This is a genomic window from Nocardia mangyaensis (genome assembly GCF_001886715.1).
Lineage (GTDB): Bacteria > Actinomycetota > Actinomycetes > Mycobacteriales > Mycobacteriaceae > Nocardia > Nocardia mangyaensis.
Window position 1 is genome coordinate 551,696 of record NZ_CP018082.1, and the last position, 19,137, is coordinate 570,832.

A 19,137-nucleotide genomic window follows, 5' to 3' on the forward strand; every position below is an offset into this window, starting at 1 on the left:
CGTGTTGTTCGGGTTTGTGGGGCGGACAACTCCCACGCCGATTCGTGGTCGCGCCCGGGGCCTGGTCGATCAGGCGGTTCGGGTCGGCGGAGGTGTCCAGGTAGGGCGCAGTCGGGATCGAGCTTCGGCGCTTGGAATACCCGGTCCGCGATGGTGTTGGATTGAGCACGTCCTATCGAAGGAGAGTGCCGGGTGTCGTTTGTGATGACCGCTGCGGAGCGTGAGGCGTTCCTGTCCGCCGTCCATGTCGGGGTGCTTGCCGTGGAGCGCGAGGGGCGGGCCCCGCTGGCTGTGCCGATCTGGTACGCGTACGAAGACGGCGAGATCCTGCTGTGGATGGAACGCGACACCGTGAAGGATCGCTCCATCCGCCGGGCCGGACGATTCAGCTTCGTGGTGCAATCCGAGACGGTGCCCTACCGGTATGTGACTGCGGAGGGGTCGGTGATCTCCGCCGACGTACCGCCTACGCGTGCGCAGGCGCTGTCCATCGCCAGTCGCTATCTCCCGGAGGGAGAGGCTGCCGCCTACGTGGACGCTGCTCTCAACGAGAAGTCGGTGCTGGTCCGTATGTGTCCGGAGAAGTGGTTGAGCAACGACCAGAGCAAGGGCTGATCGCTGGCCGGAGGTGTTGGTCGCTGTGTTGCTACGAAGGAAGGATTTCCACGAAGTTCGGCGCAGCATTGTTGGCCAACAGGCAGGGATCTGTCGGTGATTTGTCGTCAACGAACTTGCTGGCCTGCAATGTGATTGTCCCCTGACTACTTCCGAATGCTATTCCGCACTGATGCGGGGGGTCCCAGGTGCCAAGGAGATACTGCAGCCCTTCTCGGCCAGCTACGGTGACGATCTGAAAGTCGTGCAGGTAGTCGTTCTCGCGAAACTGCTGCACGGTGTTGGTGGTGCTGAAGAGGGATATGAAGTAGCCGTCGGCCGTCCACTCACAGCCCTTCCACTCTGGCCGCGGCGACATGAACGGGTTGTCGCCCTTCGTCGTGGGATCAGCACCCACGGCTTGTATCACGCTGTCTGGCACAGTGCACGGATCAAACAACTGTTCCTTGGTCAGCGGGCTGAGCACCGCCTGTCCATCGACAGTCGCGGAGCATCCGGCGAGCACCACCACAGCAGCACACGCCGCGGCTGCCAGGCCGGTCAGTCGCATCGTCTCTCCCTTCGAGGGTTCAAACGCCGGACTGGTCATCGTCGCGTTCGGATATCCGGCGCTGTCGCTTTGACCTCGATGCCGACAAATACTTCACGAAGTTGGTCGCCAGAATGATGATGACGAATGACAGGAGCCAAAGGAGAAAAGATTCCATACTCTCGAAAATGGTTTACCTTCTTGGGTCGGTTGTCAGGGGTGCATTCCCGAGCGGCGGCGGCGTTCGTTGCGGGCTTTGGCTCGTTCGGTGAAGGCTCTGACGCGGTCGGGGGCGATTGTCGCGAGGATCAGGGCGACGAGGGGGACGCCGAACAGGCCGGTGGGGATGATCAGGACCAGGTCTTCGGCTGCGCGCAGGGGGCTGTGGTAGACGTGCGGTCTGGCACCGATATTGATCAGGCGTGGGCGTGCGGTGACCGTCTCGCCTGTGTTCACTGTGTACAGCCACACCTGGGTGCCATCGGGGACCACTCGGCCTTCGCCTGGTCCGCCGCGGCCGATGCTCGAGCCCGGGGTTCCCTTGGTGACCTCGACCTGAATGGGTTCGCCGTAGCCGAGCCAGTAGGCGAGCACGTTGATCGGTTGGCTCGCGAAGAACAGGGTGGCGGAGGCGAGGCACAGGCCGAGAGCTCCGGTGAACAGGATCGTCAGGATGCGCTGATTCGGGGTCTTGGCGCCGGACATCACCAGGCCGTTTCGCGGTCGCGGATGGTTGCCTTGTCGATCATGCGATTCAGTTCGGTGGCGATGTGGTCGGCGGTCGCGGGGGTGGCGATGACGCGTTCGCCCTCGTGGACGAGGTAGCGGCCGTCGTCGAGGTAGTCGACCAGTTGGAGGGTGGTGCCGCCTTCTTTCCAGCCGTCGAGGGCGGGGCCGAGGTCTACGCGGAATTCGGCGTAGGTGCGGAAGGGACGTTTCAGGAAGTTCAGCGCGCGTTCGCCCTCGGTGCGGTGCATCGAATATCGGTCGGGGGTGGTGGTGATGTCGTCGCGGTGGACGTTGATGCCCTGGTTGGTGCCGGGGCCGACCGAGGGGAGGATGCCGATGAGGCGTTGGACGACCGAGTGCGCAGGACGCAGGTAGATCAGGATGTTGCCGCCCTCGCCGTACTCGGCGCCCGGGATCTGGGCCGCGACCACGCCGTTGCCCGACTCGGTCGCGGCGCAGGCGCGAACCATGCGCTTGCGGCCGTCGAGCCGGTGGCCGAACAGTTCGATCCGCACGTCAGGATGGGCCAGCGCGTGCAGAGCGTGGTAGAGCGACTCGTCGGTGCCGATCTTGGCGATCAGCGAATCCGCGGCCAGCCGGCACTGCTGATCGAATTCGACCTGGGTCTCGCAGCCGGAACGGAACGTCAGCGGCCACGGCATCCGGTCGCGACCGAGGGTTTCCCAGGCGACCCAGAACTCGAACGGGGTCAGCTCCCAGGTGTCGGTCATGCGTCGCCGCCGATCACGGGAGGAACGTGCAGGCGGTCCGGGCCGAGCAGTTCCTCGTGCACACCACGCAGGTAGTCGGGGGCGTTGTGCTCGTTCTCGTCGTCCTTGCCGCCGCCGCGCGCACCGGGGGCACCCATGCCGCCCATGCCGGTCATACCCGCGCGACCGCCCGCCGCGCCGGTGCCGACACCCGCCGAGGCGGCGAGGGGCTGATTCTGGCCACCGCCGGGCAGGCTCTGGCCCGCGCCAGGCATGCCGCTGCCGCCCGAACCGAGACCGCCACCGCCGCCTCCGCCTGAGCCGAGGCCAGCGCCGCCCGTGCCGAGGCCGCTGGGGACGGTGCTCGCCGGGGTGGTCGGGGCCGTGCCGGCCGGAGTGGTCGCGTTCGGGTCGGTGGTCTCGGGGGTTGTCGTGCCGTTCTCCGTGGTCGACGGATTGGTCCCGTCGCCGGGGTTCTCGGTGCCCGGGTCGGTGGTGGACGGGTCTTCCGGGTCTGTCGTGGTGGGCTGCGTGCCGCCGCCGGTGGACCCGTTCGAATCGTTGCCGCCGTTGGTGCTGCCGTCCCCGTCGGTCCTCCTGCCGCCGCCATCGTCGATGACCGGATTGTCCGACTGCGGTTTCGTGGGTTCGGGGACCTTCGGAACCTGGGTATCGGATTGCTCGGCGACCGGCTTGTAGACGGTTCGCATCACCTCGTTGGCGGCTTCCTCGGCCGCCGCCGCACGCCCATTGCTGGTGCTGTCGATGAGGAACCCGCTGCCCGGGGCCAGGTAGGAGACGAGGATTCCCATCTTCGATTTGGTCTGATCGTCGGACTCGTGCGGTACCGAGTACCTCACCTGATTGAAGCCCGAGTACGCCTCTTCCATCTTGTTGCCGATCAACGAGGCTGCCTGGTCGACCTTGTGGACCTCGGCGAGGTAGTTCTTGGTGCTGGTCAGTGCGGCTGTCGCTGCGCTGCCCGCCCAGCCGCGCTCCATTTCCTTCTGGATGTTGTCGTGGAAGGCTGTGGCCTTGGCTGTCGTGTCGGTCGCGAGCTGTTCCCAACGCTGAACGCTCTCGGACATCTCGGTGAGACCGATCGAATCGACGAATTCCATGATCTTCGAGTGCGGCATGCCGACGAAGGATTCCATCACCGGTGGCACCACCTGGGGCGTGTATTCGCCATCGAAACCCGAGGAGAGGGCCGCGTTGTCGCCATAGATCCGAGTGCGCTCGTTGTTGCCGTTGGCCTGGGCGTCCAATTCTGATTGGGTTGGCTCGATATCGGAATCGAACAACGACGAGAGACGTTCCCTGAGCCGGTTCGGTGAACTGACTGTCACCGCCGCGTTGCCTAGCTCATTCATAAAATTCGAGAACGACATGATTCCCCCCTGAGGTCAGTCGAGATTGTTGGTCTGCTGCTTGATCGCCAACTGTGTGGCCTCATCGCAGTCCTTGTACGCGGCACCAGCTTTTCGGTACATGTCGGCCATGGAGGCAAGTATTTCTTGGTGTTGACGGATTGCGTCGGTGTAAGAACCGGAACCCGCACCGCCGTTGGCCAATTTGGCAAACTTGTCCCCAAGTGTCGATGCCGACCTTAGATTTCCGAATGACTCGATTGAGACAATGAGCTGTGCCCTACGTCCTAAATCGTCTAGGTCCCTGCTGTATTCATCGCACCACTTTGCACATCGTTCGGCTGCGTCGTACTCGATTATCAGCCTGCCGGCGGTTGCCTCGCCGGCGAGGGTTTGGAATTCTTTAGCAACCGCATTTGCATCTGCCATTGATGTGTCTTTCTGGTGTCACCATTTCGCTATTCTGGAAGGACTTCAACAAAACTTGGAGCAGCCGTATTAGCTACTTCGCATGGGTCGGTTGTCGACTTGCTGCTCAATGCGCGACCTACCATCAGGGTTATCGTTCCCTGGCTGGAGCCGAACGCAATTCCGCACTCTTCGGGTGGATTGCTCTCGCCAATTAGGTACTGAAGTCCCGGCCTGCTGTTGACGGTCACATCCTGGAAGTCGTGAAAGTAGGTATTCTCGCGGAATTCCTGTGGGGAATTCGTCGTCGACAGAAGTGACAGGTAGAAGTCGCCAGCGCGCCACCCGCACCCCTTCCAGCTGGAGCTCGGGGCTGAGAACGGGTTGTCGTCCTTCGACGCCGGATCGGCCCCCGCCGCCAGTAGCACCTCATCCGGCACGTTGCACGGATCGAACAGCTGCTCCTTCGTCAGCGGAGCCCCACTGACCTCCGCCTGCCCATCCACACTCTCGGAGCACCCGGCGAGCGCCAAAACCACAGCACACACCCCGGCGGCAACGCCAACCAGTCGCATCGTCTCTCCCCTTCTGAACAAACCCACTCGATGACTTTGACGCACGACCGACCGTTTCGGTTCCCCCTGGTTCCGCATCAGTCCGGAACGCCTGCCCCGTAGCCCAACTCGCGCAGAGCGGCCTTGATCTTGGTCTGGGCTTCGTCGAGGGATTCGGGGGAGGGGTTGGTGTCGGCGCCGGAGATGTCGAAGTCGCCCATGGTGTAGGCGGGGAAGACGTGGGTGTGCAGGTGGGGGACCTCGAGCCCGGCGATGAGCAGGCCGGCGCGAGGGGCGTCGAAGGCGATGCGGACGGCCTGGCCGATCTTCTGGGCGACGCCGGTGAGGCGGGCGAAGACCTCGGGGTCGACGTCTTGCCACTGGTCGATCTCGGCGCGCGGCACGATCAGGGTGTGACCCTGGGTGACGGGGGCGATGGTGAGGAAGGCGACGAATTCGTCGTCGGACCAGACGAAGCGGCCGGGCAGTTGGCCTGCGATGATCGCGCTGAAAACGGATGCCATACCGGCGAGCCTAATCAGACGGCGATGAAATGCGACAGGATGCCCTGCACCTCGTAGATGTCGACCTGACGGTTGAAACGCTGCTTCACCGGCTCGTCTTGGCTGCTGATCCAGATGTAGAGCTCGGCGTCGAGGTCGAAGGTGCCGGCGGTCTCGACGGCGAAACGCGAGATCGAGCGGTAGGGGATGCTGTGATAGCTGACCTTGCGGCCGGTGACGCCCTGCTTGTCGATCATGATCAGGCGGCGATTGGTGAACAGCATCGCGTCGCGCACCAGCAGGAAGGCCGCGTAGACCTGCTCGCCCTGGCCGAACAGTTTGGCGTACTCCTGCTGGGCGGCACCGGGCTCGATGCGTCCCGCGTTGCCCATCATCCCGTCGAGCAGACCCATGCTGTGCTCCCATCGCGCGATGTCGGCGGGCGTTATGCCACGCTAAGGCCATTGTCCCCCAGCTGAACCCGATGCGCGGGCACGTGGGTGGAAATCCCGGCCGCGGGCCGTGCGAAGGGGCGCAGCGGTGCGCGACTAATCTTGCTGCCGTGCGCGTACTCGTCATCGGTTCCGGAGCCCGTGAACATGCCCTCGTCCTGGCGCTGCGCCGGGATCCCTCGGTGACGGCGGTGATCGCGGCCCCCGGCAACCCGGGGATCGGTCAGCACGCCGAGCTGCGCGCGGTCGATCCGTGCTCGGCCGAGGCCGTGGTCGCGCTGGCCGCCGACGTCGCCGCCGACCTGGTGGTGATCGGGCCCGAGGTGCCGCTGGTGCTCGGTATCGCCGACGCGGTGCGCGCGGCCGGGTTCCCGGTGTTCGGCCCGTCGGCCGATGCCGCGCGGATCGAGGGTTCGAAGGCGTTCGCCAAGGATGTGATGGCGGTGGCCGGTGTGCGGACCGCGCACAGCGAGATCGTCGACAGCCCGGCCGAGCTGGACGCGGCGCTGGACCGCTTCGGCCCGACCTGGGTGGTCAAGGACGACGGGCTCGCCGCGGGCAAGGGCGTCGTGGTGACCGACGATCGCCGCACGGCCCGTGATCACGGTGCCGAACTGCTCGAACAGGGTCATCCGGTGCTGCTGGAGTCGTTCCTCGACGGGCCAGAGGTGTCGCTGTTCTGCCTGGTCGACGGCGAGACCGTGGTCCCGCTGCTGCCCGCCCAGGACCACAAGCGCGTCGGCGACGGCGATTCCGGCCCGAACACCGGCGGCATGGGCGCCTACACGCCGCTGCCGTGGCTGCCGGAGGAGACGCTGACCGAGATCGTCGAGGACGTGGTGAAGCCGGTGGCGGCCGAGCTGGTCGCCCGGGGCAGCTCCTTCTCCGGCCTGTTGTACGCGGGTCTGGCGATCGGCGCCCATGGGCCCGCCGTGGTCGAATTCAACTGCCGCTTCGGCGATCCCGAGACCCAGGCCGTACTCGCCCTGCTGGACAGTCCCTTCGCCGAACTGCTGCACGCCACCGCGACCGGTCGCCTCGCCGAGATCGACCCGCCGCGTTGGAAGGACGGTTCGGCGATCACGGTCGTGCTGGCCGCGGAGAACTACCCGGCCCGGCCGCGCACGGGTGACGTGATCAGCGGCGCCGAGGACGGTGCCCTGGCCGGGGACACCCTGGTGCTGCACGCGGGCACCGCTCTGCGCGAGGACAGGGCCCTGGTGTCGGCGGGTGGGCGGGTACTCAATGTGGTCGGCGTCGGCGCCGACCTCGCCCAGGCCCGCGAGCGCGCCTACGCCCGCCTCGAGCGAATCAAATTGCCCGGCAGCCACTTCCGCACCGACATCGGCGCGACCGAGGTCGTCATCCCCGAGCGCCGCACCAGCTGACCCGACATCGGACGGTTGTTCACCACGCTGTGGTGGTGGCGGCCGAGAGGCGAAAGCCACCAGCGCGCGGTGATCAAGGGTCCAGTCGCGTCATCCGCCACGTCGCGTGACGGCGATGCGCGATCAGGTCAGGCGGAGTCCGTGCATCGCCAGCCAGACCTGCGGGTCGACGTGCTGGTTGTTCTGGACGATCTCGAAATGCAAATGGGGACCGGTGGAATCGCCGCGGTTGCCGATGCGCGCGATCTGCATGCCCGCCGGGACGCGTTCGCCCTGGGAGACGAAGAAGTCGTACATGTGCCCGTAGACGCTGATCGTGCCGTCGTCGTGCCGGATGCGAACCCACAGGCCGAACCCCTGGGCGGGGCCCGCCTCGATCACCGTGCCGTCGGCGACGGCGTAGATGGGGCTGCCGATGGGGGCGGCGATGTCGATGCCACGGTGCATGGTGCCCCAGCGTGAGCCGAAGCCCGAGGTGAACGCGCCCTTGGCGGGCAGGCTGAACCCGCCGGTGGACGGGGTGGAACCCGGAGTGAGCACACCGGGGACGACCGGCGCGCGCTCGCCCATCCAGTCCTGCCATTCGCCCGACGCCGCGGCCGCGGCCTCCGCTTTCGCCCGCTCCAGGGTGGCCCGCGCGGCGGCGGCGACCACGGCGGCCTCGCGACGCTTCTCGCCCGCGGCGATGGCGTCGAGCATCGGCCGCACCGACTGCGGGTTCTGCTGGATCTGCGGGGGGTAGGCGATGGCCACCCGCTGCGCCTCGCCCGGCGCCAGCGGACGGTCACTGAGTGCGGCCCCGAACTGGGCGTCGGCCGTCACGAACAGTGCGACCACCGCCACCCCGGCGATCAGCACCCGCCGCTCGATCAGCGTCGCCCGCACCCGCTCCTGACTCGGCCGCCGCTCCCACAACTGCTCGGCCCGCGTCCTCGGCCGCTCCCAGAACACCTTGCGGAACTCGCCACCCCGAAGGTCACCAACGACCTCGCTGACCGTCGGATAATGGTCGACCCATGCCGAAACGCGATCGCGCACAGCTACTTTCGCTGGCAGTTGGCTACGCCAATCCGCCCGCAGCACAAGGCCATTGACCATCCGGCTGCGCTGGGCAGTCGCGCCGCGCGGGTCGGGCAGAGCGCGACTCGGAAGGCCATTCGCGTTGTTCGCGCTGTTCTGTGGTGGGGTCGTGTCGTTGTCGGGCTGGTCGTGACCGTCCGCGTCATCGGCGCTGTGCCGGCGCGGCGAATTCGTGTCGTCGTCGGGCCGACCGTCACCACTCGCCACGACCGCGTTGTGCCCTGGTGCGGCCGCGTCGGCTGATGCGGGCTCGACGCGGTCGGCATCGACGAGAGTCACGTCCCGCGCGGTTTGTGTCCGCTTCATTCCGCCCCCCACCCCCGGCGCGCCCACCTCGGCCGCGTCGGTGGCTGCGTCTTCGCTGTTGGAGCCATTGTGCCGACCATATCTGTGCGTGCGCGCGAGCGGGTGCTCTACCGTCTCTCGGGTGTCCAGAGAATCGCGCCGGTCGACCATCCCCCCTTTCTACGTGATGGACGTGTGGAAAGCGGCGGCCGAACGGGCCAGGTCGCACGCAGATGTGCTGGTCCTGGCGGCGGGGCAACCCTCGACCCAGGCGCCGGCGCCGGTGCTGCGGGCCACCAGGGCCGCGATCGATCACGAGTTGCTCGGCTACACCGAGACCTTCGGCATCCTGCCGCTGCGCGAGGCGATCGCGGAGCATCACAGCGCGACCTACGGCTACGACGTGCACCCGGACGAGGTCGTGGTGACCACCGGGTCCTCCGGCGCGTTCACGCTGATCTTCCTGGCCGCCTTCGACGCGGGCGACACGGTCGTGGTGGCCCGCCCCGGCTACCCCGCCTACCGCAACACCCTGACCGCGCTCGGCTGCACCGTCGTCGAACTCGACTGCGGCCCGCAGACCAGATTCCAGCCCACGGTCGCGATGCTCGAGGCGTTGCCCGAACCACCCGCGGGCCTGGTGGTGGCCAGCCCGGCCAACCCGACCGGCACCATGATCGACCCGGCCGAGCTGGCCGGGCTGGCCCGCTGGTGCGAACAACACGGGACGCTGCTGATCTCCGACGAGATCTATCACGGCATCACCTACGCGGGCGCGAGCACGCCCACCTCGTCGGCCTGGGAGTTCTCCCGTGCGTCGGTGGTGATCGGCTCGGTGTCGAAGTACTTCTCGATGACCGGCTGGCGGCTGGGCTGGATGCTCGCACCGGCCGACCTGCGCCCAGCCTTGCAGCGGCTGGCCTCGAACATGACCGTGTGCCCGCCCGCCATCTCCCAGTACGCGGCGGTGCACGCCTTCGGCGCGGAAGCCAGGGATGAACTGGACGGGCACGTGCGCCGCTACGCGCGTAACCGGGCGCTGCTGCTGGAGGGTCTGCCCGCCCTCGGTATCACCGAGTTGGCGCCCGCCGACGGCGCCTTCTACGCCTACGCCGAAATTGGACATCTGACCGATAATTCCCTCGCCTGGTGCGCCGACGTCCTCGCCGAAACCGGTGTCGCGCTGGCCCCCGGGCTCGACTTCGACACCGTGCACGGCAGCCGCACCGCGCGCTTCTCCTTCGCAGGATCCACAAACGACATCTCCGCAGCGCTGGAGCGTCTCGAGCGGTACTTGAAGGCTTGATCCGGGCCGGTGTCAACAGTGATGTGCGACAACAACTTTGCCTAGTACGAACACTTCCGGACCGGGATGCGGTAAAACTCAGTTATCCCGAATTCCCAGCGTTTCCCCGATGACGATTGCGCACGGTTGAACTGATGATGACTGGCACGATGGCACGGTGACCACCGCAACGACCCCGAAAGGCGAACGACGTCGCCAAGCTCTGGTGGCGGCGGCGGCTGAACTGTTGCTCGAAGGCGGCTTCGACGCCGTGCGACATCGCTCGGTGGCCTCGCGGGCAGACCTTCCGCTCGCGTCCACCACCTACTACTTCGAATCACTGGAAGATCTGATCGCGCGCGCCGTCGAGTTCAGCGGGGCGATCGAACTCGACGCCATGCGCCGCCGGGTCGGCGAGGTCAGCCACCGCAGGCGCGGCACCGACGCGACCGTCGACCTGGTCCTCGACCTGCTGGTCGGCCCCGACGACGGCGACCTCGACGCCCGAGGTCAGCTGATCGCCCGCTACGAGCGCTCGGTCGCCTCCGCGCGCCACCCCGAATTACGCGAGGTCCAGCTCCGACTACGCACCCAGCTCGAAGACCTGCTCGCCGACGTGCTGCGCCGCTCCGATCGAGTGGTGCGCCCCGAGCAGTTGCGCCGACTGGTCGCCGTGGTCGACGGTGCGGTGGTCGCCGCCCTCATCGAGGGCCACCCCGAACCCCGCCGCCCCGCCCGAGCCGGACTGCTGGAAATGATCGACATCGTCGCCCCGCCCGTGGTGCCCAACATGATGCCCCAGCAGGCCGAACGGGTGCGCCAACTAGACTGAGCGTTCGTGAGCCTCGTCCCGAATGTCCTCGCCACCCGTTACGCCAGCCCGGAGCTCGTCGCGCTCTGGTCACCCGAGAACAAGATCGTGCTCGAGCGGCGGCTGTGGCTCGAGGTGCTGCGGGCGCAGTCCGAGCTCGGGATCGACGTCCCCGCCGGAGTGCTCGACGACTACGAGCGCGTGATCGACCGGGTGGACCTGGCCTCGATCGCCGAGCGCGAGCGGGTCACCCGCCACGACGTGAAGGCGCGCATCGAGGAGTTCAACGCGCTCGCCGGGCACGAGCACGTGCACAAGGGCATGACCAGCCGCGACCTCACCGAGAACGTCGAGCAGCTGCAGATCCGGCTCTCGCTCGAGCACGTGTACAACCACGGCATCGCCATCGCGGCGCGGCTGGCCGAGCGGGCCGCCGAGTACCAGACCCTGGTGATGGCGGGTCGCTCGCACAATGTCGCCGCGCAGGCCACCACGCTCGGCAAGCGCTTCGCCTCGGCCGCCGACGAGGTGCTGGTCGCGCTCACCCGCGTGCGTGAGCTGATCGAGCGCTACCCGCTGCGCGGGATCAAGGGCCCGATGGGCACCGCCCAGGACATGCTCGACCTGCTCGACGGCGACGCGGGCAAGCTGGCCGCGCTCGAACAGCAGGTGGCGCGCCACCTCGGCTTCGCGACCGTGTTCACCAGCGTCGGCCAGGTGTATCCGCGCTCGCTCGACCACGATGTGCTCTCGGCGCTGGTGCAGCTGGGCGCCGGACCGTCCTCGTTCGCGCACACCATTCGCCTGATGGCGGGCCACGAGCTGGTCACCGAGGGTTTCCAGCCCGGCCAGGTGGGCTCCTCGGCGATGCCGCACAAGATGAACACCCGCTCCTGTGAGCGCGTCAACGGCCTGCAGGTGGTGCTGCGCGGTTACGGCTCGATGGCCGCCGAGCTGGCCGGCGCGCAGTGGAACGAGGGTGACGTGTTCTGCTCGGTGGTGCGCCGCGTCGCGCTGCCCGACGCGTTCTTCGCCATCGACGGCCAGTTCGAGACCTTCCTGACCGTGCTCGCCGAGTTCGGCGCCTACCCGGCGGTGGTCGCGCGCGAGCTCGACCGGTACCTGCCGTTCCTGGCCACCACCCGCATCCTGATGGCGGCGGTGCGCGCGGGCGTCGGTCGCGAGACCGCGCACGAGGTCATCAAGGAGCACGCGGTCGCGGTGGCGCTGGCCATGCGCGAGCAGGGTCGCGAACCCGATCTGCTCGATCGCCTGGCCGCTGACGAGCGGATGCCGCTGGACCGCGCCGCGCTCGACGCGGCGCTGGCCGACAAGTCCGCCTTCATCGGCGCGGCGGCCGACCAGGTGTCGGAGGTCATCGCGCAGGTGCAGAAGCTGGTGGAGGCCAACCCCGAAGCCGCGCGCTACTCGCCGTCACCGATTCTGTAGGCAGTCCGCGAACCCGCGGCGCCAGCCGCAAGAGGACACTGTGAATCCGTACACGATCTTCGCCGATATCATCGCCGGGTCCGCGCCCGCGTCCAAGGTCTACGAGGACGATGATGTCCTGGCGTTCATGGACATTCGCCCCGTGACGCCCGGACACGTCCTCGTCGTCCCCAAGGCCGCCGCACCGAGCCTGGCCGATCTCGATCCCGTGTTGGGCGGCAAGCTCTTCCAGGTGGGTCAGCGGATTGCCGCCGCGCTGCGGTCCAGTGAGGTGGCCGCCGACGGCGTGAACTTCTTCCTCGCCGACGGCGTCACGGCCGGGCAGGAGGTCTTCCATGTGCACCTGCACGTGATCCCGCGAACGCCCGGTGACGGCTTCGGTCTGCGGGCCCGGCCCACCTCGCCCGCGCGCGCCGATCTCGACTATCTCGCCGGTTCGATTCGGGGTGCGCTCACCCGCTGACCCGCGCATCGGGCGAACCGGGCATTGCAAACCGGGGAGTTTGCTGGAGAAACGCCGGGGCCGTGAAATACCTCACATGCGCGTGCGCGTGGGTTACCTTGGACTGTCATTGGCTTGCGGTAATGGAGGGTAGGTCGTGCGTCGTACAGGTGTTGCTGCTTCAGTGCTGGCTTTCGCCATCGCGTTGATCGGACCGGCGGTCGTGCACACGGCACCCGCGGCCGCCGCGGATTTCGTCGCGGTGAACTCGCTCAGTGCCACGCGGACCGCGATCACGGTCGCCTCGCCCGTCATGGGCCGCACCATCGATCTACATGTGCTGCACCCCGCCGGTGGTGGGTCCCGCCCCACCTACTACCTGCTCGACGGGCTCGACCCCGGTATCGGCCAGAGCACCTGGACCAACGCCACCGATGCCGAAGCCTTCTTCCGTGGCAAGCACATCAACGTGGTCCTGCCGATCGGCGGGCAGGCCAGCTACTACACCGACTGGATCACCGACGACCCGCAATTCGGCCGGTACAAGTGGGAAACCTTTCTCACTCAGGAGCTTCCGGGCCTGATCAACGCGCGGTTCGACGGCAACGGTGTCAACGGCATCGGCGGCCTGTCGATGGGCGGCAACGCGGCCTACATCCTCGCCGCCCGCCACCCCGGGCTGTACCGGGCGGTCGCCGGATACAGCGCGTGCCCCGACACCGCGATGGCGGCGAGCGCGATCATGTTCTCCATCGCCACCAGGGGCGGCGACCCGGGCAACATGTGGGGCGCGCCGGGTGGTCCCGAGTGGGCCGCGCACGATCCGGCGCTGATGGTCGAGGGGCTGCGCGGCAAGGCGCTGTACATGTCCACCGGCACCGGCATCCCCGGCCCGCACGAGGCCCAGCTCAAGCCGCAGCTCGCGGAGAACATCTTCCTCGGCGGGCCTATCGAACTCGGCGTCAACACCTGCATGGTCGCCTTCGACCAGCGCCTGCGCGCGGCCGGGATCGGCGCCAAGATCGACTATCACCCGGTCGGCACCCACTCGTGGTCCTACTGGCAGGACGCGCTGCACGCGTCCTGGCCGACCATCGGTCCCGCGCTCGGGGCCTAGTTGTAGGGGACCGGCGGTGCCGTCTCGGTCATGGTGTCCTGCCAGGTGATGGTGCCATCGGCCTCGTCGACGTAGGTACCGGTGCACTCGCCGTCGGCGGCCGCGCCGAGCTCGGCCAGCAGGGTCGGATCGGCCACCTCGACGATGTGGTCGAAGCCGGTGCCGCTGCCGAGGATGCCGTCGACGTACACCCGGCACTGGCCGCCGTCGAGTCGACCGTCGGCCCATTCGCCCGAGCTCTGGAGCACGGTGTATCTGGTCTTGCCTGGGGTGTCGTCACCGGCATTGAGCTGGGGGAACAGATCCGAGTACACGCACGCGTCGTAGCCGTCGGCCGGGCCTTGGGTGCAGCCGCCGGGTGAGCCGTACTGGGCTGTGCCGATCGCGATGGAGGAGTCGACGAGCGGGTGCCCGCCCAGCTCCGCGAGGAACCACCGTGCGCTGACCCCGCCGACGCTGTGGCCGACCAGCGCCACCTCGTCGGCCTCCTCGGCGATCGAGGTGACTCTCGCGCGGATGAGTTCGGCGTCCTCGCGCAGGAGCCTGCCGGGCGCGTCGATGTAGTGCGTCTCGAAGCCGCGCTGCTCGAGTGCGGACCGCATCGGCTCGAACAGGCTCGCCCAGACCGGGCCGCCGGCATAGAGCTGCTGACCAGGCACGATGAACGCGATCTTGCGCGGCGCCGGTGGTTCGGCCTGCGCGGTGACGGCGCCCAGGGCGAGCACCGAGAACGCGGCGAACTGCGCGGCGACGACGAGTCGCACGGTCCTGCCCATGGACGCCTCCTGGTCATTTTGCTTTGGGTACCCTAACATTGCCTGCTCCATCGACCGCGGCCGAGTTGGCGGGCCGGGGTGGGGCGCGGCGACTACGGTGGACCCATGGCTGGCGAGAATCAGACGGTGTCGGCGCCGATCGCGAAGAAGGTGCCCTTCGAGCGCGTGCACCACGGCGACACGTTCGTCGACGAGTACGAATGGCTACGGGACAAAGAGGATCCCGAGGTCATCGCGTACCTGGAGGCCGAGAACGCCTTCACCGAGGCGCGGACCGACACCTTGCAGCCGTTGCGGGACAAGATCTTCGACGAGATCAAGGCCCGCACCCAGGAGACCGACCTCTCGGTGCCCACCCGGCTGGGCGAATACTGGTACTACTCGCGCAGTTTCGAGGGCAAGCAGTACGGCGTGCACTGCCGCTGTCCCATCGACGCCGAGGCCGACGGCATCGACGCGTGGACCCCGCCGCAGCTCGAGGTGGATCCCGCGAGGTCGTCGGCGGGCCCGGAGGCGGCAGCGGAGCGTGACCACGCAGGGCTCTCGGCGACCTCGCAGATGTACCCCGTGATCGAGGGCGAGGAAGTGCTGCTCGACAGCAATGTCCTCGCCAAGGGGCTCGACTTCTTCGCCCTCGGCGCGTTCTCGCTGAGCCACGACGGCAACCTGCTCGCATACTCCGTCGACAGCACCGGCGACGAGCGCTACACGCTGCGGATCAAGGATCTGCGCACCGGCGACCTGCTGCCCGACGAAGTGGTCGGGGCCGCGCCCGGGGCGACCTGGTCGCTGGACGGCACGCACATCTTCTATCAGACCGTCGACGAGTCGTGGCGCCCCGACACCGTGTGGCGCCACCGCATCGGCACCGGCTCCGATGCCGATGTGGCGGTGTTCCACGAGCCCGACGAGCGGTACTGGGTGAGTGTGGGCGCGACCCGCTCGGAGAAGTACCTGATGATCTGGCTCGGTTCCAAGATCACCACCGAGGGCTGGGTGCTGGAATCGGACAACCCCGAGGGCGCGTTCCGGGTGCTGCTGCCCCGGCGCGAAGGCGTGGAGTACTCGGCCGAGCACGCGGTGATCGGCGGCGAGGACCGCTTCCTGATCCTGCACAACGACGTGGTCGACGGGGTGAAGGCGGAGAACTTCGTCCTCGCCGAGGCGCCCGCCACCGATCCGTCGGACATGACCATCCTGATCGGCCACCGCGAGGACGTGCGGCTCGAGGACATCGACGCCTTCGCCAACCACCTGGTGCTCGGCTACCGGCGCGACGCCCTGCCCCGCATCGCGGTCTGGCCGCTGTCCCCGCAGGGCTACGGGGAGCTGACCGAGCTCGAGTTCGGGCTCGAATTGTTCTCCGCCGGTGCGGGTTCGAGCCCGGAATGGGAGCAGCCGACGCTGCGGGTGGGCGTCACCTCGTTCATCACCCCGATGCAGGTGTTCGACTATGTGCCCGCGACCGGAGAGCTGCTGCTGCGCAAGGAGCAGCCGGTGCTCGGCGGGTACAACGCCGACGACTATGAGCAGCACCGGGATTGGGCCCTCGCCCACGACGGCACCCGGATCCCGATCTCGCTGATCCAGCGCCGCGGGCTGCCCGCGGGCCCGAAGCCGATGCTGCTGTACGGCTACGGTTCCTACGAGGCGAGCATCGACCCGTCGTTCTCGGTGTCGCGGCTGTCGCTGCTCGATCGCGGCATGGTGTTCGCGGTGGCGCACGTGCGCGGCGGCGGCGAGATGGGCCGGCTCTGGTACGAGAACGGCAAGACGTTGTCGAAGATGAACACCTTCACCGACTTCGTCTCCGTCGCGAGCCATCTCGTCGACACCGGGGCCACCGCGCCGGACCGGCTGATCGCCGACGGCGGCAGCGCGGGTGGACTGCTGATGGGTGCGGTCGCCAACCTGGCGCCCGAACTGTTCACCGGCATCCTGGCCAACGTGCCCTTCGTCGACCCGCTCACCTCGATCCTCGACCCGTCGCTGCCGCTGACGGTGATCGAGTGGGACGAATGGGGAAACCCGTTGGCGGACAAGGACGTCTACGAGTACATGAAGTCGTACTCGCCGTACGAGAACGTCGAAGCCAAGGACTACCCGGCCATCCTGGCCATCACCAGCCTCAACGACACCCGCGTGCTCTACGTGGAACCGGCCAAGTGGGTCGCCAAGCTGCGCGACACCAAGACCGGTGACAACGAGGTGCTGTTGAAGACGGAGATGAGCGCGGGGCACGGTGGCGTGAGCGGGCGCTACGAGAAGTGGAAGGAAGTCGGCTTCGAGTACGCCTGGGTGCTGGACAAGGTGGGCCTGGCCGACGCCTGATCGGCACGCCCGCCGACTTCGCGCACCCGCACCATCGGCACCGCTCCCGAGCCCGTGCGCGGGTGTCGCATGGGCAGAAATGGTGCGGCGTTCGTCGGTACGTCATCGGCGCAGCACGCGGGCGTCACCTCGGGCTGTCACCGTGGAGGCATGAACGCCGAGGTGATCGTTTCCGTATCGGGGATCAGGGACACCACCCGCGATGCCGCGATCGAGTTCGCGGCGGAGATGGATCAGCGGGATGTGCGGCTCTCGCTGCTGGTCGCGCCTCGGTTGAAGGGCAAGTACCGGCTGGCCGACGACCCGGCCACGCAATCCTGGTTGCGCGGCAGGCGGCACGCGGGCGACGCCATCGTCCTGCACGGCTACGACCAGGCCGCCACGAAATCGCGCCGCGCCGAGTTCGCGAACCTGCCCCGGCACGAGGCCACCCTGCGGCTCAAGGCCGCCGATCGGGTGATGGAGCAGGTCGGACTGCGGACCAGGTTGTTCGCCGCGCCCCGCTGGGACGCCTCGGCCGGTGCGCTGGCCGCGCTGCCCGAGGTCGGCTTCCGGCTCGCGCTCGGCCTGACCACCATGGTGGATCTGGAACGCGATGTGGCGCAGCGGGCCCGGGTGTACGGGATCGGTGAGGGTTTCCGTGCCGAACCGTGGTGGTGCCTGGCTCTGGTGATGGGTGCCGCGCGCACAGCGCGCCGGGGTGGCGTCGCGCGCCTGGCGATCTCGGCCTCGCAGTTGCAGCGCTCGGGACCGCGCCAGGCGATGCTCGACGCGGTCGACCTGGCGCTGTATCACGGTGCGCGCAGCGAGGTCTACCGCTGGGAACCGTTCCCCGCCATCAGAGCCGCCTGACCGCCACCGCCGCGCACACACATCGGCGATCAGGGTGCGCGGCGGTGGCTGGGCAACGGAACCGTCGGGGTCGCGTCATGGGTGAAACCGCCGACCTCCGCGCGGGTCATGGGGGTACGCCGTGGATTTCGGGTGAGCTGGTCGAGGCCGCGCCGGATGTCGGCGAGCAGCAGATCGACCATGTCCAGGGTGAAACCGTGCCGGAAGACCGCGCGCATGATGGTCTCGTCCTGCCGGTCGGCGGGCAGTGGATAGGCGGCGATCAACCAGCCGCGGGAGCGAAGATGGTCGGACACGTCGTAGAGGCTGTACTCGGCATCGGCCGCCAGACGCCACGACACCGCGGCGATGCCGTGCTTCGGCTGACCGCCGTGGATCAGCTCGAACGGGCCCAGACCGCTGATCCCCTTGGCGAAATGCTCGGCGACCAGGTGGATCGCCGACTGCACCCGCGTGTAGCCGATCCGGCCGAGCCGGATGAACTCGTAGTACTGGGCGATGGCCTGACCGCCCGGGCGGGAGAAGTTGAGATTGAACGTCGGCATGTGACCGCCGAGGTAGTCGACATCGAAGATCAACTCCGGGGGCAGATCGGCGGCCTCGCGCCAGATCGCCCAGCCGACGCCGAGCGGGGCGAGACCGGTCTTGTGCCCGGAGGCGTTGATCGACTTCACCCGTGGTAACCGGAAGTCCCACACCAGATCCGGCGCGGTGAAAGGAGCGAGGAAGCCGCCGCTGGCGGCGTCGACATGGATCGGGATGTCGGGACCGCCCGCGGCGTGCAGCTGGTCGAGCCCGGCACTGATCGCGGCGACGTCCTCGTACAGGCCGGTGAAGGTCTGGCCGAAGGTCGGCACGACGGCGATGGTGTTGTCGTCGCAGTAGGTCGCCAGATCGTCGGGGTGCAGGGTGTAGCGGTCGCCGCGCAACGGCACCTGCCGCAGTTCGACATCGAAATAGCGGGCGAACTTCTCCCAGCAGACCTGCACCGGCCCGCACACCAGATTCGGCGTGCCGGTCCCGCCGCCCGCCCGCCAGCGGAACTTCGCCGCGAGCCCGCCGAGCATCGCCGCCTCGCTGGACCCGGTGGTGGAGGTGCCGAGAGTGCGCGCCGGGCCGGGGGCGTGCCACAGATCGGCCAGCATCCGCACGCAGCGCCGCTCCAACTCGGCGGTCTGCGGGTATTCGTCCTTGTCGACGATGTTCTTGTCGATCGATTCCGCCATCAGCCTGCGCGCGTTGTCGTCGACCCAGGTGGTGCAGAAGGTGGCCAGATTCATCCGTGAGACGCCGTCGAGGAGCAATTCGTCGTGCACGATCTCGTAGGCGACATCGGGGAAGAGCTCGTAGGCGGGAAACCCGTCGTGTGGCGCCGGACGGGCGAAACCGGGAAGGCTGAAAAGGTCGTGCGGATCGGGGTTCTCGGCCACGGGACCTCCACTCGTCAGTGG

The 19,137-nt window shown here is 67.8% G+C and carries 20 protein-coding genes; 9 read left to right on the top strand and 11 right to left on the bottom strand.

All coding sequences use genetic code 11. The features are described 5' to 3' along the window. The first annotated feature begins 204 nt into the window (after window positions 1-204). Complete coding sequence (locus BOX37_RS02560) at window positions 205-615, top strand: pyridoxamine 5'-phosphate oxidase family protein (RefSeq protein ID WP_071931126.1); 411 nt, start codon at window positions 205-207, stop codon at window positions 613-615. A gap of 31 nt (window positions 616-646) precedes the next feature. Here the strand turns inward: BOX37_RS02560 and BOX37_RS02565 are convergent, their stop codons facing one another. The 8 genes from BOX37_RS02565 to BOX37_RS02595 form a co-directional block, all read right to left on the bottom strand. Beyond that, on the bottom strand, window positions 647-1,165 hold the full coding sequence (locus tag BOX37_RS02565; protein WP_071926128.1) for a DUF3558 domain-containing protein: 519 nt from the start codon (window positions 1,163-1,165) through the stop codon (window positions 647-649). A gap of 192 nt (window positions 1,166-1,357) precedes the next feature. Further along, window positions 1,358-1,849 carry a hypothetical protein gene (locus BOX37_RS02570; RefSeq protein WP_156910242.1) on the bottom strand — a complete coding sequence of 164 codons (492 nt, stop codon included), beginning with the start codon at window positions 1,847-1,849 and terminating at the stop codon, window positions 1,358-1,360. Further along, window positions 1,849-2,604: an ESX secretion-associated protein EspG gene (locus BOX37_RS02575; protein WP_071926132.1), complete on the bottom strand. Its 756-nt coding sequence runs from the start codon at window positions 2,602-2,604 to the stop codon at window positions 1,849-1,851. Before BOX37_RS02575 ends, BOX37_RS02570 begins: the two co-directional genes overlap by 1 nt. Continuing rightward, window positions 2,601-3,932, bottom strand: a complete 1,332-nt coding sequence (locus BOX37_RS35710; protein WP_167659889.1) for a PPE domain-containing protein — start codon at window positions 3,930-3,932, stop codon at window positions 2,601-2,603. The genes BOX37_RS02575 and BOX37_RS35710 overlap by 4 nt, the downstream gene beginning before the upstream one ends. Window positions 3,933-3,989: 57 nt before the next feature. After that, entirely contained in the window at window positions 3,990-4,382 is a 393-nt protein-coding gene (locus BOX37_RS33640) for a hypothetical protein (protein ID WP_156910243.1), read from the bottom strand. A gap of 29 nt (window positions 4,383-4,411) precedes the next feature. After that, a complete protein-coding gene (locus BOX37_RS02585) occupies window positions 4,412-4,936 on the bottom strand; it encodes a DUF3558 domain-containing protein (protein ID WP_071926135.1) in 525 nt (174 codons plus the stop codon). A 77-nt stretch (window positions 4,937-5,013) separates the two neighbouring features. Continuing rightward, window positions 5,014-5,439 (bottom strand): HIT family protein, encoded by a 426-nt coding sequence (locus BOX37_RS02590; protein WP_071926137.1) that lies wholly within the window; start codon window positions 5,437-5,439, stop codon window positions 5,014-5,016. 14 nt (window positions 5,440-5,453) lie between these two features. Beyond that, window positions 5,454-5,831: a PH domain-containing protein gene (locus BOX37_RS02595; protein WP_071926138.1), complete on the bottom strand. Its 378-nt coding sequence runs from the start codon at window positions 5,829-5,831 to the stop codon at window positions 5,454-5,456. A gap of 149 nt (window positions 5,832-5,980) precedes the next feature. On the opposite strand from BOX37_RS02595, the gene purD reads away from it, so the two are divergent. Continuing rightward, window positions 5,981-7,258 (top strand): phosphoribosylamine--glycine ligase, encoded by a 1,278-nt coding sequence (gene purD, locus BOX37_RS02600; RefSeq protein ID WP_071926140.1) that lies wholly within the window; start codon window positions 5,981-5,983, stop codon window positions 7,256-7,258. 123 nt (window positions 7,259-7,381) lie between these two features. Here purD and BOX37_RS35050 read toward each other — a convergent pair whose 3' ends face one another. Continuing rightward, window positions 7,382-8,644, bottom strand: coding sequence for a M23 family metallopeptidase (locus BOX37_RS35050; RefSeq protein WP_240505177.1), 1,263 nt, complete (start codon window positions 8,642-8,644; stop codon window positions 7,382-7,384). A 121-nt stretch (window positions 8,645-8,765) separates the two neighbouring features. Between BOX37_RS35050 and BOX37_RS02610 the strand changes: the two genes are divergently transcribed. The 5 genes from BOX37_RS02610 (at window position 8,766) to BOX37_RS02630 (ending at window position 13,727) form a co-directional block, all read left to right on the top strand. Continuing rightward, window positions 8,766-9,929 carry a pyridoxal phosphate-dependent aminotransferase gene (locus tag BOX37_RS02610; protein ID WP_156910244.1) on the top strand — a complete coding sequence of 388 codons (1,164 nt, stop codon included), beginning with the start codon at window positions 8,766-8,768 and terminating at the stop codon, window positions 9,927-9,929. Between the two features lie 157 nt (window positions 9,930-10,086). Next, the gene (locus tag BOX37_RS02615; RefSeq protein WP_071926145.1) at window positions 10,087-10,740 is read left to right on the top strand and encodes a TetR/AcrR family transcriptional regulator; all 654 of its coding nucleotides are present in this window, start codon (window positions 10,087-10,089) and stop codon (window positions 10,738-10,740) included. 6 nt (window positions 10,741-10,746) lie between these two features. Further along, window positions 10,747-12,168 (top strand): adenylosuccinate lyase, encoded by a 1,422-nt coding sequence (purB, locus tag BOX37_RS02620; RefSeq protein WP_071926147.1) that lies wholly within the window; start codon window positions 10,747-10,749, stop codon window positions 12,166-12,168. A gap of 40 nt (window positions 12,169-12,208) precedes the next feature. Next, window positions 12,209-12,631: an HIT family protein gene (locus BOX37_RS02625; RefSeq protein ID WP_071926150.1), complete on the top strand. Its 423-nt coding sequence runs from the start codon at window positions 12,209-12,211 to the stop codon at window positions 12,629-12,631. A gap of 163 nt (window positions 12,632-12,794) precedes the next feature. Beyond that, a complete protein-coding gene (locus tag BOX37_RS02630; RefSeq protein WP_084759385.1) occupies window positions 12,795-13,727 on the top strand; it encodes an alpha/beta hydrolase in 933 nt (310 codons plus the stop codon). On the opposite strand, the gene BOX37_RS02635 is transcribed toward BOX37_RS02630, so the two are convergent. After that, window positions 13,724-14,503 carry an esterase/lipase family protein gene (locus BOX37_RS02635; RefSeq protein ID WP_156910245.1) on the bottom strand — a complete coding sequence of 260 codons (780 nt, stop codon included), beginning with the start codon at window positions 14,501-14,503 and terminating at the stop codon, window positions 13,724-13,726. The genes BOX37_RS02630 and BOX37_RS02635 overlap by 4 nt on opposite strands. A 105-nt stretch (window positions 14,504-14,608) precedes the next feature. On the opposite strand from BOX37_RS02635, the gene BOX37_RS02640 reads away from it, so the two are divergent. Together BOX37_RS02640 and BOX37_RS02645 are read left to right on the top strand one after the other, a co-directional pair. Beyond that, window positions 14,609-16,834 carry a S9 family peptidase gene (locus BOX37_RS02640; RefSeq protein ID WP_071931128.1) on the top strand — a complete coding sequence of 742 codons (2,226 nt, stop codon included), beginning with the start codon at window positions 14,609-14,611 and terminating at the stop codon, window positions 16,832-16,834. Window positions 16,835-16,984: 150 nt separating this feature from the next. Further along, a complete protein-coding gene (locus BOX37_RS02645; protein WP_071926156.1) occupies window positions 16,985-17,686 on the top strand; it encodes a DUF2334 domain-containing protein in 702 nt (233 codons plus the stop codon). Between the two features lie 29 nt (window positions 17,687-17,715). On the opposite strand, the gene gad is transcribed toward BOX37_RS02645, so the two are convergent. Continuing rightward, window positions 17,716-19,116 (bottom strand): glutamate decarboxylase, encoded by a 1,401-nt coding sequence (gene gad, locus BOX37_RS02650; protein ID WP_206045756.1) that lies wholly within the window; start codon window positions 19,114-19,116, stop codon window positions 17,716-17,718. Between the last annotated feature and the right edge of the window lie 21 nt (window positions 19,117-19,137).